This is a genomic window from Microbulbifer marinus, from assembly GCF_900107725.1.
GTDB lineage: Bacteria > Pseudomonadota > Gammaproteobacteria > Pseudomonadales > Cellvibrionaceae > Microbulbifer > Microbulbifer marinus.
The window spans coordinates 1,716,046-1,731,613 of record NZ_FNQO01000001.1 but is presented as its reverse complement, the minus strand read 5'-3'; the positions used below and the strand labels follow the sequence as shown (position 1 = coordinate 1,731,613).

Below are 15,568 nucleotides of genomic sequence, written 5' to 3'. Positions count from 1 at the left end.
GGCGCGGTCGTCTGACGCCGGTTTTCCAAATATTTCCTGTTAGCGGTGCAGTCTGAGCGAATGGAGCAATTGCTACAAAAATAATCTGCTGACAAAAAGCTGCTTTTGACGAAGAGCGGAAATACCGTTCTCGCGCATGATCATTCGGCGTGCTCCGTTTCTCTCCGCCATGTGGAGGGGCGGAGCCGCGCCGCCATCATTCAACCGACGAGCATGGAGGGGAAATGCTAGCGGTCAGTAAATCAATCTCGCGTATCGGTTACCGGTTCGGCTGCAAAATCCTGCCGCTGTTGCCCAAGTGGCCGGGCGAAGTCGCATTCATCAAGCTGCTGAATACACAGCTGTCAGAAGAGCTGGAAGACGGGCTGTTCGACTTTCTCGACGAGCAGATACTGGAAGTCACCGTAACGGACCTGGGTATCCGGCTTCGCGTCAGCAAGCGCGGCGACCAGTTCGTACGCGCGCCCGCGGGCGTGCCGGCGGACTCGACCATCTCCGCCAATAGCGCCGACTTTCTCGCCATTGCCAGCGGCCGCGAAGATCCGGACACGTTGTTCTTCCAGCGCCGGTTATCTCTCGGCGGGCAGACGGAAATCGGCCTGACGGTGAAGAACCGCCTGGATGCGCTCGATCGCAGTCGCATACCGCAATGGGCCCAGCGCGGGCTGGAACTGATCGCCGCCGAGCTGGCGGCAGTGGTTGCCAACTGATACGGAATAACTATGGAACTTGTATGCCCGGCCGGAAGCCTCCCGGCACTGGAGGCCGCCGTCGATAACGGTGCGGACGCGGTCTATATCGGCTTTAACGATGAAACCAATGCGCGCAACTTCGGCGGCCTCAACTTCAATGACAAGAATGCGCTGCGCGCGCTGGAGCGGATACGCAACCGCGGCAGGAAGCTGTTTGTCGCCATCAATACCTATGCCAAGCCAGACAGCTTTGCGCGCTGGCAGGCGGCGGTGGACCGCGCGGCGGGTCTCAACGCGGACGCCGTGATCCTGGCGGATATCGGCCTGATGGGTTACGCGCGGGAGAGGCATCCTGAACTGGCCCTGCACCTGTCGGTGCAGGCCTCTGCCACCAGCGCGCCGGCGCTGGAATTCTATCGCCAGCAATTCGGTATCCGCCGCGCGGTACTGCCACGGGTGCTGTCACTGAAGCAGGTACAGCAACTGGCGGCCGCGAGCAAGGTGGAGCTGGAGGTGTTCGGTTTCGGCAGCCTGTGCATCATGGCCGAGGGGCGCTGTCACCTGAGCTCCTATGTCACCGGCGAGTCCCCCAACCAGAACGGCGTCTGTTCGCCGGCCAAGACGGTGGAATGGCGCAACGCGGCGGGCGGCCTGGAGACGCGGCTGAACGGCGTGCTGATCGATCGCTTCGCCGAGAACGAAAACGCCGGCTACCCGACTCTGTGCAAGGGCCGCTTTATCGTGGACGGCAAGCGCCAGCACGCGCTCGAAGAGCCGACCAGCCTGAACAGTATGGCGTTGCTGCCCGAACTCAAGGCGGCCGGTATCCAGGCGATCAAGCTGGAAGGCCGGCAGCGCAGCCCCGCCTATGTCGCGCAAATAGTGCGCACCTGGCGCGAGGCGATCGACGAGGTGTTGCAGCGCGGTGCGGATTTCTCGGTGAAGGACAGCTGGCGCGACACACTATCGAAGAACTCCGAAGGCAAGCAAACCACTCTGGGCGCTTACGATCGCCCCTGGCAGTAGAGGACACAAGATGCAGCTCGCTCTGGGACCGGCGCAGTACTATTGGCAACGCACCGACATCAATCAATTCTACGAACAAATGCTGTCCACGCCGCTGGATATCGTCTATCTGGGTGAAGTGGTGTGCGGCAAGCGCCACCAGCTGCGCGCCGCCGACTGGCTGGAACTGGCACAGCAACTGGCGGAGGTTTCCGACAAGCAGATAGTGCTGTCGACGCTGACGCTGCTGGAGTCGAATGCCGACTTCAACTGGGTGCGGAAGATCTGTGACAACGGCCAGCTGTTGGTCGAGGCCAACGATCTGTCGGCGGTACAGCTGCTGGCGGAGGCCGGCCTGCCGTTTGCCTGCGGTCCGGCGGTCAATATCTACAACCAGCACACGCTGGCACACCTGATGTCGTTGGGTATGACGCGCTGGACGGTGCCGGTGGAAATGAGTGCGCGGCAACTGGGAGAGGTGCTGAACGCCTGCGACAGCAGGCCCGAAGTCGAAGTGTTTGCCTACGGCCATATGCCGCTGGCCTATTCGGCGCGCTGCTTCACCGCCCGCCACCTCGGGCTCGACAAGGACAACTGCGATTACCGCTGTATGGAATACCCCGATGGCCTGCCGCTGGCATCCCAGGAAGGCGAGGAGCTGTTCGTGATCAACGGTATCCAGACGCTGTCCGGGGAGCCCACCAACCTGCTGCGCCACTACAAGCAGCTGTGTGAGCTCGGCATCGATATCCTGCGCCTGTCGCCACAGTGGCAGCAGATGGAGCAGATTATTGACGCCTTTGACTGCGCCCGCCGCGACGATCTGGATACGGAATTGTTGCCGCCCGGTGTCGACGGCTACTGGTGCGGTCGCCCCGGCCTCGAACTGATCGCCCGCAGTGGCACTGGTGCGCCGGCCTGATGTAAGAGCGCCGAGAGCAAGTCTGATGGGAAGCATTTACTGCAGCTCGTCAGTGAAGGCTTTTCCTTAATATCTTAACGCCCTGTTTTGGGTGAACTGGAGATATGGAACAGCGGAAAGGCCGTGCCGACGTCGAAAGGGCGACAACAGGCGATTGTTATGTGTTTAGTTCATCGAGCCGTGACTCTATACTCTTTTTTGAAATATGTGGAAGCAACATTGGCCACTGTCTAGCTGACACCTTGAGCATTGCAGCGATGCCTACAGCTGCCCCCAATATCATGATCCAAATCATATACACAAAGTCAGGTATAGAATTGTTTTTGTGAAGCGCGATACCCATGGCGATAAAAGACGAAAAAATAATCCACAATGCAATTTGAAACCACCATTTTTGGATCATGGGTTTTTGAGTATTTGTAAACTTCTTTAATACAGCTTCAAGAACTTTAACTTCTTCTTTTTTACTCATAAATATGTCCCCCAGCATAGCGCACGCAGCGTAAACTACCTGTGATTGTTATGTGGTGATGGCACTTAGTATGACTCTCGCGCATTCATCAGGTTTGGCTTGCGCTATAAAATGGCCGCCGGCCACCGTCTCTATTTGTAATTGATCATACGTTTTTGCCAATATTTTTACAGCTTCGGAGCTCACTAAATGGTCATTTGTTGGCCGAATGTAAACTGCTTGGACATTCTGGGTGTTTTGTGGAACTTCCAGATTGGAAAGTTGATGCAGACGTGCCTTCAAAACAGTAGGATCTACTAGCCCAATTGCTCTACGCACTAAACTAATTTGCTCACGACGTCCGTGCCCCGCGAAACAGATTGTATTCAGAGCCCAATCTGGCACTACGCTAGGGTTTAATAAGAATTCCGGCAGTAAACCTGTTAGCTTAGAAATTTTGCTTGGTCGAGAAATAAAGCTAGCGAGAAAAATTATTTTTGCAATTTTTTTGCCAAGAATATTAAAAAGCTCATGCGCAATACGCCCTGAATAAGACTCGGCTACCAGGATTACTCTGGGGTCAACAATCTTCTTTGAAATCTCAATTGCCTGTTCCCGAGGATCAGTCCCCGGAGTTTCATTGAGAGATACAACTTCAAACTCAATATTTTGAGGGAAGTGTTTGATGAGGGGCTCAAACAGTAGTCCCGTACCATCCATGCCAGGTAGGAGTATGACTTTCAACGGTGATCTCCTTTTGCCACATAAATTTTCCATAACCGGCAGCCAGAGTGCAGCGTAGCCTGTCCGGCGCCGTAAGGCGCGAAGTTAATGGCTTTGTTAAGTTTTTATAGCGAAAATGTGGCATTGCCAATTAATTCGTGAAGCCTTTCCTCTGTTGCTGTTAGCTTTGATAGCTTGTTCGAAAGAACGTCTAGCGTAACCACGCTTTCCTGATTTCTAAGGGAGCGTATTTCATCCCATGAAGTACTTGAAAAAATAGATTCTAACGAAATTCTTATTGGGTTGTGGGCTATTGTATTTCTAACATCAGCAAGTTCTATCAGATCATCCAGAATTTTGCGTAGTTCGCTTTTTTCTGAATTGGAAAGTTTAGTGCTGGAAATGTAATTGCGTAGTTTATTGACTCTTTTACTAAATTCTAAATATTTAAGATCGTCGTAATTTTGGGGGCTGAAATCAATAAGGGCTCTAGCTATTTCAAACTCGACCTCAGCAAAGCGAACCATAAATGCCCCAATCAGATTTCTCCATTCGATATATGTGTCGTCTTCCATTCTCAAACTCTTGCGGAAACTTAACAGTCTATTCAAAAGATGCGTCTTTATAACACAATGCTGTATAGCCTATGGCAGGCCCGGGATGGACATACACGTGGGCAATCGGAGGGTGCGGCGGGGGGGGGGGGGGGGGGGGGGGGGGGGGGGGGGGGGGGGGGGGGGGGGGGGGGGGGGGGGGGGGGGGGGGGGGGGGGGGGGGGGGGGGGGGTTACAGCAGCCCGGGGTCCAGTGCATTTTGCGTATTGCACCGCTGCACCGTGAGTTCGGGGATACCGAGCGCGGTCAGTCTCTCGCGTATCTCGGCCAGCTCGCCGTCGCTGGTGAGCTGCGGATGGCGGGTGAGGCGTACCTGCAGGGGTATGCCGGCCTCGGCCAGTATTGCGGCGCTCTGCCAGGGTGCGGTGCCGCTGCCGGGTACGCGGGTGATGGCATCGTAGTTTTCCGGCAGTGCCTTGATATCCAGCCCGACCCAATCCAGCTTCGGCAGCAGCCGGGCGAGCCGCCGCGGATACATGCCGGCGGTGTGCAGGCCGACTTTGAAGCCCATTGCCTTCACATCTTGGACTGCGCCTTCCAGCGCACCCTGCGCGGTGGGCTCGCCGCCGGAGAACACCACCGCGTCCAGCAGCCCGCGGCGTGTCTGCAGGTGCTGCAGCAGCTGCTGCCAGTCGTATTTTGAGTCGGCCTGTGCCGGCAGCAGCCCGCCGTTGTGGCAGTAGCGACAGCGCCAGGGGCAGCCCTGGCAGAACACGACCGCCGACAGGGCGCCGGGAAAGTCGATGGCGGTAAAAGGGGTGAAGCCGCCTACGCGCAGTGTTTTATCCATGGTTTATCGGGTGTTGCACGGGTTGTGGCGGCGCCGCCGCGGGTGGGCGGCGCCGCAGCCGGGTTAGCGCTGGTTTGCGGCGGATTCCTCGGCGACAAAGAAGCGTCGATCGCGGTGCTCCGATTGCTTGCCGGGGTTCCAGAAGGTCACCGGGCGGTGGTAGCCCATCACGCGGCTCCAGACTTCGCAGGGGGTGCGTTCCTCGTCCTTCAATACTGCGGTTTCAGTTTGCATGGCAGTTCTCCTGTTGGTGGTTTTCCATTGTGTTCTTTTCCCCGCAAGCGCGCTTGCGCGCGATCAATTCCTCGTCACAACGCGGGCAGAATTGGTGTTCCCCGCTCAGGTAGCCGTGCGTCGGGCAGATGGAAAAGGTCGGGGTAACGGTGATGTACGGCAGGCGGAAGTTTTCCAGCGCGCGGTGCACCAGCTGGCGGCAGGAATCCGCGTCGGGCAGCTGTTCGCCCAGGTACAGGTGCAGCACCGTGCCGCCGGTATACAGGGATTGCAGCGATTCCTGCCGCGACAGCGCCTCGAACGGGTCGTCGGTAAAGCCGACCGGCAGCTGCGAGGAGTTGGTGTAGTAGGGCGCTTCGTCGCTGCCGGCCTGCAGGATGTCCGGGAAGCGCTTGCGGTCCTCGCGGGCGAAGCGGTAGGTGGTGCCTTCGGCCGGTGTGGCTTCGAGGTTATACAGGTGGCCGGTCTCTTCCTGGAACTCGGTCATGCGCGCGCGGATGTGCTGCAGCAGCCGCTCGGCCATCTGGTGGCCGCTTTCGCTGGTGATATCTTCCCGGCCGTCGGTAAAGTTGCGGATCATCTCGTTGATGCCGTTGACGCCGATCGTCGAGAAGTGATTGCGCAGCGTGCCCAGGTAGCGTTTGGTATACGGGAAGAGCCCGGTATCCATGTGCCGCTGGATGACCTTGCGCTTCACCTCGAGGGAGTCGCGCGCGAGTTCCAGCAGGCGGTCGAGGCTCGCCATCAGCGCGGCTTCGTCGCCGCGGTGCAGGTAGCCGAGGCGCGCACAGTTCACGGTCACCACACCCAGGGAGCCGGTCTGTTCGGCGGAACCGAACAGGCCATTGCCGCGCTTGAGCAGTTCGCGCAGGTCCAGCTGCAGGCGGCAGCACATGGAGCGGACCATGTTGGGGCTCATGTCCGAATTGATGAAGTTCTGGAAATAGGGCAGGCCGTAGCGGGCGGTCATCGCGAACAGGCGTTCCGCATTCTCGCTGTGCCAGGGGAAGTCCGTGGTGATGTTGTAGGTGGGGATCGGGAAGGTAAACACGCGGCCGCGCGCATCCCCTTCGGTCATCACCTCGATATAGGCGCGGTTGATCAGGTCCATTTCCTGCTGCAGTTCGCCGTAGGTAAATGGCATTTCCTCGCCGGCGATCACCGGTACCTGTTCGCGCAGATCCTCCGGGCACACCCAGTCAAAGGTGAGGTTGGTAAACGGCGTCTGCGTGCCCCAGCGCGACGGCACATTGAGGTTGAAGATCAGCTCCTGGATACACTGGCGCACCTCGCGGTAGCCGAGCCCGTCCTTGCGGATGAACGGTGCCATGTAGGTATCGAAGGAGCTGAAGGCCTGCGCACCGGCCCACTCGTTCTGCAGCGTGCCTAGGAAATTCACGATCTGGCCGATGGCGCTGGACAGGTGCGCGGGCGGCGCCGACTCGACCTTGCCCGGTATGCCGTTCAGGCCCTCCTGCAGCAGCGTGCGCAGCGACCAGCCGGCGCAGTAGCCGGACAGCATGTCGAGGTCGTGAATATGCAGGTCGCCTTCGCGGTGGGCGGCACCGATTTCCGGGGAGTAGACGTGGTTGAGCCAGTAGTTGGCGATCATCTTGCCGGCACTGTTCAGGATCAGTCCGCCGAGCGAGTAGCCCTGGTTGGCGTTGGCGGCCACGCGCCAGTCTTCGCGCTGCAGGTACTCGTCGATGGACGCGGTGACATCCACCAGCGTGTGGCGGTCCTGGCGCAACTGCTGGTGACGGCTGCGGTAGGCGATATAGCCGCGCGCCGTGTCCAGGTGGTTATTGCTGATCAGTACCTGCTCGACGATGTTCTGAATCTCTTCGATATCCAGCGGCACACTGCCGTCGTAGCGGTGATCGATGACCTTGCTCACCTGGGCGGTGAGCAGCTCCGCCTCCTGTTCACCGAAAGCTTCGGTGGCGCGTCCCGCACGCAGGATGGCGCTGTGGATGCGGTTGCGGTCGAAAGCCACTGTGCGGCCGTCGCGTTTGCGTACCAGCAGATCGGTGACGGCGCTCACCGGAACCTGGGACTGGCCGGGGGCGGCAGGGGAAGCGCTTGGGGCGTCGGTCAGGGCGTCGGTCGGGGAAGAATCGGACATGGGGCCTCCTGGCTGATGCATCTGCCGGCGCGACGCTAGCGGCTGCCGGCGAAATCCATCTGAATAACTATATATGGTGCGATTTGTAATTCTCGGCACAACATATAGTTGTGGCGGTGCTCGAGCAACCCTGATGGACGGCGGCCGCAGCGCGGTCTCTACCCACAAAGAGTCGCCGCCTTTACCCCCGAATAGGCATTGACCTGACGTTTAATTCGTCGGCATGAGTATTGTGACGACAGGCTGGTTACGGAGTGGCTGGCGAGCCCGAGGGGCCGACTACCACCTCTGCGCTGCCTGCCGCGTGCGGCAATTTGCGCGGCTGTTTATGCGATAGCCACCATCGCTACCGGCCAGTGTTTTTAATCGCGGGATTGCCAGTGTCGAAGGGCAGGGTGGGGAGTTTTTCGGCGCGGGATCTCGGGAGGGAATACGGCGGTGCTATAGCTTCGGAAGCTTTGGAGCTCCGGGCGCGGTGGCGCCGCCCGGAGCTATAGGGAAGTGGAGGGAAAGCCGCTCAGGGCACGATCAGCACATCGGAATTGGACTTGGATAGAATCCGCTCGGCGGTGTTGCCGAGTAGCAGACCGGTGGCGCCCTTGCGCACGCCGCGCCCGACCAGCATCAGCCGTGCCTTGTTGCGGTCGACGACCCGATTGACTTCGCGTGCCGGCTTGCCGGAAACCAGGTGCACTTCACTGCAGTTGGCATCGCTGTCACGAATCGCGCTGTCCAGGTATTCGCGCAGCGCGCGCTGCTGTTCCTCTGTGTTGTCGTGCCTGGGCGTCAGCCCCAGCTCCTCCAGTACGCCGGCGCCGGGCAGGCAGGCAACGGCTTCCAGCCGGGCGTTCAGCAACTGCGCCAGCCGATTGCCGACGGCGAGCACCCGCTGGTTGAGTTCTTTGTGCAGCAGGCTGTCCGCGGTCGGATCCAGTGCCGCCACGAGGCGCTCGCGCTTGACCCACGGCGTGGCAACGGCCAGCCACAGCGGCACCGGCGAGCGCTCGATCAGCTGCCAGTCGATGGAGCCGTAGCCGCCGTGGCCGAACTGTTTCTGCGCCGTCTTGATCACCAGATCGAAGGAATCCTTTGCCAGCGTCTCGATCGTCCAGTTGGCGATGCTGTAGTGCCACACGGCCTCGGTCACTGTGTCCGCGGGAAGCTGGTGCTGCTTGCACAGCTCCTCGAGCCAGGGTTCGCGCGCGCTGACCATCGCCTTCACCACCTCTTCCGGTGTCTCGTGTACGCCGGGCAGGGTGGCCCGCGGATCGTAGGCGAAACTGACCAGGTGCAGGCGCCCGCTTGCTGCCTTGGCCAGCTCCACTGCGCGCTGCAGCGCGATCTGTTCGTGCTTGGGCTTGTCGAGAATTACGAGAATGTTTTTCACGCGGTCGTCCTTTTACACAGCCGTTTTTTCTTTAGCCTAACCCTAACCTGTTGCGCGGTATTGATCCAGATCAGCTTCCGGCGGAGAACAGCGCAATAACCGCCAGCAGCGTGACGATCCACAGGCCGGAGAGGATTTTCCAGAACAGCGAGGCGTTCTGGCTCTTGTACTCCGACGGGTCATCGCGCAGGTATTCGGGGTTGGGGTTGCCGAGGTCGGTGATGAATTCGGCAATGGTGTGGTAGCGCCTGCCGAGGTCGATCGCGCAGCCCCTTTCCAGGGTGCGGTCAAACCAGATCGGGATCACCGGGTTGAACTGGCTGGCGGCGCGGTAGCTCAGCTGTTCGTAGTCGGCGCGCGACCGGCATTCATTGATCTCTTCACCGTAGGGCAGTTCGCCGGTAAAGATTTCGTAGGCGATGGTGGCCAGCGCATAGATATCGCCCTGGATGCCGGTGTTGTGGCCGAGGATATAGTGGGGATCCGAGTAGGAGGCCGTGCCCAGTGCCCCCGGGTGCTGCAGTGGCCGGAATACTTCGGCCGAGCCGGCGACATAGACAGAGCCGAAGTCGATGATTTTCACATGGCCGGCACTATCGAGCATGATGTTGGCCGGCTTCAGGTCCTGGTGAATGGTTTCCTGTTCGTGAAACGCCGTCAGTCCGTCGGCGATCTCGCGCACGATACGGAACGCTTCGGCGGGTTTCGGAAAGCGGTTGCGCGCGATCCAGGATTCCAGCGTGCAGCCCTCGACGTATTCCATCAGGTAGTAAAGAGCCGTGCGCTGGCGGTTCTGCCGGCAAATGCGCACCACGCGATCGCTCTGGATACGCAGGCCGATCCACTCCTCCTGCACGAAGCGGTCGATGTAGTGAATATCGTCTTCGTAATTGACGGAGGGGGTTTTCATCACCAGCGTTTCGCCGGTCTCGGTATCGCGTACCAGGTACAGCTGGCTGCGCTGGGACGAAAACAGCTCGCGCTCCACCGCGTAGCCGTCCAGCACCATGCCCGGCTCCAGCGGCGGCGGGAACGGCAGGCGCGTGAGCTGGTGGCTGTATTCATCGAGGGTGGTGGCGGGCAGTGCGGCCACTTCCACCACGACCGCGGTCAGGTTGTCGTCGCTGCCGTTTTCCTCGGCGTAGCGCACCAGCGTCTCGGCCTTTTGCTGTGCGTCGAGGTCGTCGCGCCGCAGCACTTCCATCGTGGTCACCTTCGGCACGAAATCGTGCACGCCGTCGCTGGTCAGCAGGAACTGGTCGCCCAGCTCCAGGTCCACACGGCCGTAATCCACCTGCAGCCCGGTATCCATCCCCAGTGCGCGGGCCAGTATGCGCCGGCGGTGGCCGAGGGTGACGGTGTGATCGCGGGTCAGGCATTCCAGTTTGTCGTCGCGCAGCAGCTGAATGCGGCTGTCGCCGACATGGAAAAAATGTCCGGTGCGGGATTTGAACACCAGCGCGGAAAAGGTACACAGGTAGCCTTTTTCTTCCTGCGCAAATTCGTGGCTCTTGCGGTACAGCTTACTGTTGATCGACGCCAGCACCTTCTGCCCGGCGCGTGCGGCGGACCAGGTGTCCGGCGCGCGGTAGTAGTCGCTGACAAACTGCTCGGTGGCCGTGCTGCTGGCGAGCGCGCCGGCTTCCGCCGAGCTGACCCCGTCGGCAACCGCGGCGACCGCGCCGAGATATTCCTGCAGGTGCGGATCTGCGGGCCAGTGGAAAACGGCCGCGTCCTCGTTCTGTGGCTTGATTCCCGCGCGGCTGCAGCTACCCGCCCGCAGTTCGAGCTGCTGGGAGCGGTCTGTGGCTGTCGCAGTCTCACTGTGCATGGTGTCGGCCACCGGTGTTGAATCAGTTTCCAAGGGTATCCGCTTTTGTGTGCAGCTGGGAACAGCCAGAGTTGAAGGCAAGGTGCCAGGGCGGGTGTTTCGAACCGTCGGCGAAAGGGCCGAAGGCGCCGCGAATGCTTGCAGCGGCCGGACCGTCGTCGACGGAGTGTACAGGGACGTATTTACAGCGTTTCGAAATACCCGTCCTGGTGCTTTGCCGCCACTGACCTCGCCAGAAGCGTAAAGTGTGGTTTATTAACAAACTGAGGCGGCCCGTGAGGGCCGCCAGATTTGATGTGCTCGTTGTTTTTCTGCCCTGTGCATTCTTGGGCGCTATTCCACGCTGATCAGCTGCACAGTACCGTCGGGCAGCACTTCCGCGATCTGGCCCTTGGGTTCATCGAGGAAGGCGCAGGCGAAGAATACCACTGCGGCGGAACCGGCGATGATCAGGAAGAAGGTGCTGTAGTCGACAAAGGACAGCGCAGTCAGGTAGGTCACCGCACCCACGTTGCCGTAGGCTCCGGCCATACCGGCGATCTGGCCGGTCATGCGGCGCTTGACCAGCGGTACCACTGCGAACACCGCGCCTTCACCCGCCTGCACGAAGAAGGAGCAGGCCATGGTGGCGAGAACCGCCGCGGAGATCCACCAGCCACTGGTGATCTGGCTCAGCACCAGGTAACCGACTGCCAGGCCGCCGATCAGGAACATCAGGCTGCGGCGGCGTCCCATCTTGTCGCTGAAGTGGCCGCCGGTGGGGCGTGAAACCAGGTTCATGAAGGCGAAGCCGGAAGCCAGCAGGCCAGCCTGTACCGCGCTCAGTCCATCGAAGGTCTCGAGGAAGAACAGTGGCAGCATGGAGACCACCGCCAGCTCGGAACCGAAGGTGACGAAGTAGGCCAGGTCGAGGATGGCCACCTGCTTGAAGTTGTATTTCTCCAGCTCCGGTACGCCCTGTTCAAGGTGTTCCTTGTTGACGTGCCAGATCTGGCGGGTCTGCACCGCGAACAGCAGCACCAGCAGTCCCCACATCAGGTAGGTGGTGTCCCAGGTCAGCAGCTGCACGCCGGCCGGAGACAGTTTGTAAGCCAGTGCCGCCAGTGCCAGGTACATCGGAATATTCATCAGCAGGTAGAAGTACAGATCCTTCTTGCTGGTGACTTCCAGGCCGCCGGTCTTCTTCGGCTTGAAGTAGGTGGAGCCTTTCGGAGTGTTGCGCGCGACACGGTAGTAGAACAGACCGTAGAGGCCGGCGATGACACCAGTGATGCCCAGCGCGTAACGCCAGCCGTCCTCGCCGCCGAACATCAGTGCGATGGTGGGCAGGGTCATGGCGCCGGCTGCGGAGCCGAAGTTGCCCCAGCCACCGTAGATGCCCTCGGCGAGACCGACCTGCTTGGCCGGGAACCACTCGCCGACCATGCGGATGCCGATCACGAAGCCGGCGCCGACGAAGCCGAGCAGGAAGCGGAACAGTGCCAGCGATTCATAGCTGTCGGCGGTGGCGAAGCCGATACAGATCCCCGAGGAGATGATCAATAACGCACTGTACACCGAGCGCGGTCCGAACTTGTCCACCATCATGCCGATGATGATCCGGGCCGGTATCGTCAGTGCCACGTTGAGAATCAGCAGCGCCTTGACCTGCTGGCTGCTGAGATCGAAGGCTTCCTTGATAAATACCATCAGTGGTGCGTGGCTGAACCAGACCACGAAAGTCAGGAAGAAGGCGAACCAGGTGACGTGCAGCGTTTTTATTTTCGGATCACCCCAATTGAAAAGATTGAGGCCGCTTTGTGTGCTCATGGCAAATCCTCTGAACTGAGTGGTTGCGTAACAATGTTGGTTGCAGCACATGTTAAAAGGGCCCTACTGATAGAAAAGCGGACAATAGTGGTAGTCGCGGTCAAAAATTGTTGCCTCTACCGCGTATCTACTCCGTCTGGTTAGCCGTCTGCGAATGGTGAAATCACGTATTTGTTGGGGTGCGCGAGCACGTTCTACCTCGGAGGTGGTAGAGCGTGTTTGGCAACTCACGCAGTGAATTTATTGGGGGTAGGCAATGCGGTGCATCGCCGGCAGCAGCGGCGGCTGCGTACAATAGAGGGTCGGGCAAACAGGAATACATGATGCAATACACTGATAAACTCGCCAGCCGCGCGTTGATGGCCGCAACTGCGATGTTCGCGGCCAACTTCTCCGTCTGGACCCTGTACGCGGTACTGGGGGTTTCCATCGGTGACCAGCTGCGGCTTTCGGCCACCGAGTTCGGCGTGCTGCTGGCGGCACCGATGCTGAGTGGCGCCCTGCTGCGATTCCCGTTGGGATTGCTGGTAGAAAGATTTTCCGCGAAAAAACTGATTGTGCTGCAGATGTTACTGGTGGTGCCGATACTGGTGTTGCTGCCGCACATCCGCAGTTACAGCGGCTATTTGCTGGCGGGGTTGTGGTTGGGTATTTCCGGTACTTCGTTCGTGGCCGGCATCCGCTATATCAGCCCCTGGTTCGAGGGGCGCCAGCAGGGCACGGCGATGGGCATCTTCGGTGCCGGCAACGCCGGTGCGGCGATTACGCTGGCGCTGGCGCCGGCGATTGAAAGCTGGCTCGGGCAGGACATGATAGGCCCGCTCTACGGCGCCGGCCTGTTTGCGATGGCGATACTGTTTGCCCTGTGGGCACCGGAGGAAACGCGCTACATGCGCAGCCGGCGCCGCACGGAACTCGACTTTCACCTGCGCCCGCTGGCCGAGCTGCGCGTGTGGCGCTTCGGGCTCTATTACTATTTCGTGTTCGGTAGTTTCCTCGCGCTGCTGTTGTGGCTGCCGCAGTACTACCTCGATGTCTACGGCGTTTCCACCCAGAAGGCGATGGCCCTGACACTGCTGTTCGTGGCGGTATCCAGCAGCGTGCGCGCGCTGGGTGGCTGGTTTGCAGACCGTTACGGCGCCCGCGCGGTCAACTGGAGTGTCTTCTGGACCTGCCTGGTGTGCCTGTTCTTCCTCAGTTACCCGCCCACCAGCATGACCATCCACGGCGTGGACAGGGATGTGCATCTCAATATCGAGGTGGGCATAGAGCTGTTCACGCTGCTGATCCTGGTCATCGGTATCGCCCAGGGCTTCGGCCGCGCTTCGGTGTACAAGATCGTTTACGACAAATACCCGCAGCATATGGGCAGCGTCGGCGGCGCCGTCGCCACGATCGGCGCGCTCGGCGGCTTCAGTTTGCCCGTCTTGTTCGGTATGGCCCAGGACATTGTGGGTATCCACAGTGCGGCCTTCATGTTGCTGTATGGCGTGCTGGCGGCGTGCATGCTGGTGATGTACCTGACCGTACAGCGCGAGCGAGTCCAGCAGAGAGTGATGTTTGCCCGGCAGCACAACTTTTTGCTCGACGACTAGGGCCGGCCCGCGCTACCAATATGGGATTATTGCGGCGCGACGGCGGGTGGTAGTGGTACCAGTGCAGTACGCCATTTGGGTAATTTTTGTGAACGGGGAAGCGGTGTAAGTTGCGCACAACAACTTCATAACAGTCGCCGAGGAAAAGCGAATGAACACCCGTAAACTTCCCAATCTTGTTGGTGCGACACTGCTGGGGGCTGTCAGCGCAGTGGCGCTGCAGGCACAGGCCGCCGATGACAACAGTGCGCCGACGTTGATCGATGCACTGCAGAACGGCAAGGCCGGGGTCAGCCTGCGTTACCGGCTGGAAAACGTCGATCAGGCGAATCTTGATGAAGATGCCAATGCTTCCACGCTGAAGAGCCGCCTGACTTGGGACAGCGGCACTTATCGCGGCTTCACCGCCGGGATCGAAATGGACAACGTCACCGCCATCGGCGACGACGATTACAACTCCACCGTCAATGGCAACGGCGCCTACCCTGTGGTCGCCGATCCGGTGGGTACCGAAGTCAATCAGGCTTACCTGAAATACTCTGCCGGCGATTACACCGCCACCGCCGGGCGCCAGCGTATCAATCTGGATGACCAGCGTTTCGTTGGCGGCGTCGGCTGGCGCCAGAACGAGCAGACCTACGACGGCTATCGCTTCCAGTACGGCGGTGCCGAATCCCTGCGCCTCGATTACAGCTACGTCTACAACGTCAATCGCATCTTCGGTGAGGACAGCGCCAAGGGCGACCTGAGGGGCGATATCCAGTTGTTCAATGCGAGCTATCCGCTGGCCAAGGGGCACGATCTGGCCCTGTTCTTGCTTGACCTTGATCTGGTGCAGGCGGTAGATGCCTCCAGCCGTACCCTCGGACTCGCTTATACCGGCAACTTTGGCCCGGTCAAGGCGCGCCTGAGCTACGCCCAGCAGGGCGAGAGCGGCGACAGCACGCTGAATTACAGCGCGCCCTACTACCTGGCCGAGGTGTCCGGAGCGCTGGGCCCGGTCAACACCAAGCTGGGTTATGAAGTGCTGGGCAGCGACAACGGTGTCGGTTTCGCCACTCCGCTGGCCACCCTGCACAAGTTCCAGGGGTTCGCCGACCAGTTCCTGGCGACTCCGGCCGAGGGTGTCGAGGACGCCTATCTGGGAGCCTCTGCCAAGGTGCTCGGTGGCAACCTGGGGGTGACCTATCACAAGTTTGCCGCCGCGGAGGGCTCTGCCAACTGGGGTGACGAGTGGGATCTCAGCTACGGCCGCCCGATCACCGACACTGTGTCCGCGCTGGTGAAATACGCTGCCTACAGCGCCGACGAGCACGGCGTCGATACTGACAAGGTATGGCTGCAGCTGACCGCCAAATTCTGAGTAGTGGCGGATCCGCGCACTTAACCC

General features: G+C 60.0%; 14 protein-coding genes. 5 read left to right on the top strand and 9 right to left on the bottom strand.

Annotation, left to right across the window (positions count from 1 at the left end; all coding sequences use genetic code 11):
- Nucleotides 1–224: 224 nt before the first annotated feature.
- From ubiT to BLW36_RS07450, 3 genes are read left to right on the top strand one after another with little or no spacing between them, the layout of a single operon-like run.
- On the top strand, nt 225–710 hold the full coding sequence (gene ubiT / locus BLW36_RS07460) for a ubiquinone anaerobic biosynthesis accessory factor UbiT (protein WP_091386631.1): 486 nt from the start codon (nt 225–227) through the stop codon (nt 708–710).
- Between the two features lie 12 nt (nt 711–722).
- Nucleotides 723–1,718: a ubiquinone anaerobic biosynthesis protein UbiU gene (gene ubiU, locus BLW36_RS07455; RefSeq protein ID WP_091386630.1), complete on the top strand. Its 996-nt coding sequence runs from the start codon at nt 723–725 to the stop codon at nt 1,716–1,718.
- A gap of 10 nt (nt 1,719–1,728) precedes the next feature.
- Nucleotides 1,729–2,619: a U32 family peptidase gene (locus BLW36_RS07450; RefSeq protein ID WP_091386628.1), complete on the top strand. Its 891-nt coding sequence runs from the start codon at nt 1,729–1,731 to the stop codon at nt 2,617–2,619.
- A gap of 157 nt (nt 2,620–2,776) precedes the next feature.
- Here BLW36_RS07450 and BLW36_RS07445 read toward each other — a convergent pair whose 3' ends face one another.
- The 9 genes from BLW36_RS07445 to BLW36_RS07420 form a co-directional block, all read right to left on the bottom strand.
- Nucleotides 2,777–3,091: a hypothetical protein gene (locus BLW36_RS07445; protein ID WP_139304835.1), complete on the bottom strand. Its 315-nt coding sequence runs from the start codon at nt 3,089–3,091 to the stop codon at nt 2,777–2,779.
- 48 nt (nt 3,092–3,139) lie between these two features.
- Entirely contained in the window at nt 3,140–3,814 is a 675-nt protein-coding gene (locus tag BLW36_RS17120) for an alpha/beta fold hydrolase (protein ID WP_139304834.1), read from the bottom strand.
- Nucleotides 3,815–3,918: 104 nt separating this feature from the next.
- Nucleotides 3,919–4,368: a hypothetical protein gene (locus tag BLW36_RS17115; protein WP_139304833.1), complete on the bottom strand. Its 450-nt coding sequence runs from the start codon at nt 4,366–4,368 to the stop codon at nt 3,919–3,921.
- A gap of 211 nt (nt 4,369–4,579) precedes the next feature.
- Nucleotides 4,580–5,197: an anaerobic ribonucleoside-triphosphate reductase activating protein gene (locus BLW36_RS07440; RefSeq protein ID WP_091386624.1), complete on the bottom strand. Its 618-nt coding sequence runs from the start codon at nt 5,195–5,197 to the stop codon at nt 4,580–4,582.
- A gap of 63 nt (nt 5,198–5,260) precedes the next feature.
- Nucleotides 5,261–5,431 (bottom strand): anaerobic ribonucleoside-triphosphate reductase, encoded by a 171-nt coding sequence (gene nrdD, locus BLW36_RS17600; RefSeq protein ID WP_139304832.1) that lies wholly within the window; start codon nt 5,429–5,431, stop codon nt 5,261–5,263.
- Complete coding sequence (locus BLW36_RS07435) at nt 5,421–7,556, bottom strand: ribonucleoside triphosphate reductase (RefSeq protein WP_091386622.1); 2,136 nt, start codon at nt 7,554–7,556, stop codon at nt 5,421–5,423. Before BLW36_RS07435 ends, nrdD begins: the two co-directional genes overlap by 11 nt.
- Nucleotides 7,557–8,073: 517 nt before the next feature.
- On the bottom strand, nt 8,074–8,943 hold the full coding sequence (locus BLW36_RS07430) for a universal stress protein (protein WP_091386620.1): 870 nt from the start codon (nt 8,941–8,943) through the stop codon (nt 8,074–8,076).
- A 70-nt stretch (nt 8,944–9,013) separates the two neighbouring features.
- A complete protein-coding gene (locus tag BLW36_RS07425) occupies nt 9,014–10,807 on the bottom strand; it encodes a bifunctional protein-serine/threonine kinase/phosphatase (RefSeq protein ID WP_244506160.1) in 1,794 nt (597 codons plus the stop codon).
- A 300-nt stretch (nt 10,808–11,107) separates the two neighbouring features.
- On the bottom strand, nt 11,108–12,583 hold the full coding sequence (locus BLW36_RS07420; protein ID WP_091386618.1) for a NarK family nitrate/nitrite MFS transporter: 1,476 nt from the start codon (nt 12,581–12,583) through the stop codon (nt 11,108–11,110).
- 323 nt (nt 12,584–12,906) lie between these two features.
- Between BLW36_RS07420 and BLW36_RS07415 the strand changes: the two genes are divergently transcribed.
- Together BLW36_RS07415 and BLW36_RS07410 are read left to right on the top strand one after the other, a co-directional pair.
- Nucleotides 12,907–14,178 (top strand): MFS transporter, encoded by a 1,272-nt coding sequence (locus BLW36_RS07415; RefSeq protein ID WP_091386616.1) that lies wholly within the window; start codon nt 12,907–12,909, stop codon nt 14,176–14,178.
- A 151-nt stretch (nt 14,179–14,329) separates the two neighbouring features.
- Entirely contained in the window at nt 14,330–15,541 is a 1,212-nt protein-coding gene (locus BLW36_RS07410; protein ID WP_091386614.1) for an alginate export family protein, read from the top strand.
- Nucleotides 15,542–15,568 lie beyond the last annotated feature (27 nt).

What these genes read in the sequence shown, in the direction of transcription:
- BLW36_RS07445 (WP_139304835.1), bottom strand. Translation starts at nt 3,091, where the DNA reads ATGAGTAAAAAAGAAGAAGTTAAAGTTCTTGAAGCTGTATTAAAGAAG.
- BLW36_RS07410 (WP_091386614.1), top strand. Translation starts at nt 14,330, where the DNA reads ATGAACACCCGTAAACTTCCCAATCTTGTTGGTGCGACACTGCTGGGG.
- BLW36_RS07415 (WP_091386616.1), top strand. Translation starts at nt 12,907, where the DNA reads ATGCAATACACTGATAAACTCGCCAGCCGCGCGTTGATGGCCGCAACT.
- ubiU (WP_091386630.1), top strand. Translation starts at nt 723, where the DNA reads ATGGAACTTGTATGCCCGGCCGGAAGCCTCCCGGCACTGGAGGCCGCC.
- nrdD (WP_139304832.1), bottom strand. Translation starts at nt 5,431, where the DNA reads ATGCAAACTGAAACCGCAGTATTGAAGGACGAGGAACGCACCCCCTGC.
- BLW36_RS17115 (WP_139304833.1), bottom strand. Translation starts at nt 4,368, where the DNA reads ATGGAAGACGACACATATATCGAATGGAGAAATCTGATTGGGGCATTT.
- BLW36_RS07450 (WP_091386628.1), top strand. Translation starts at nt 1,729, where the DNA reads ATGCAGCTCGCTCTGGGACCGGCGCAGTACTATTGGCAACGCACCGAC.
- BLW36_RS07420 (WP_091386618.1), bottom strand. Translation starts at nt 12,583, where the DNA reads ATGAGCACACAAAGCGGCCTCAATCTTTTCAATTGGGGTGATCCGAAA.
- BLW36_RS07440 (WP_091386624.1), bottom strand. Translation starts at nt 5,197, where the DNA reads ATGGATAAAACACTGCGCGTAGGCGGCTTCACCCCTTTTACCGCCATC.
- BLW36_RS07435 (WP_091386622.1), bottom strand. Translation starts at nt 7,556, where the DNA reads ATGTCCGATTCTTCCCCGACCGACGCCCTGACCGACGCCCCAAGCGCT.
- ubiT (WP_091386631.1), top strand. Translation starts at nt 225, where the DNA reads ATGCTAGCGGTCAGTAAATCAATCTCGCGTATCGGTTACCGGTTCGGC.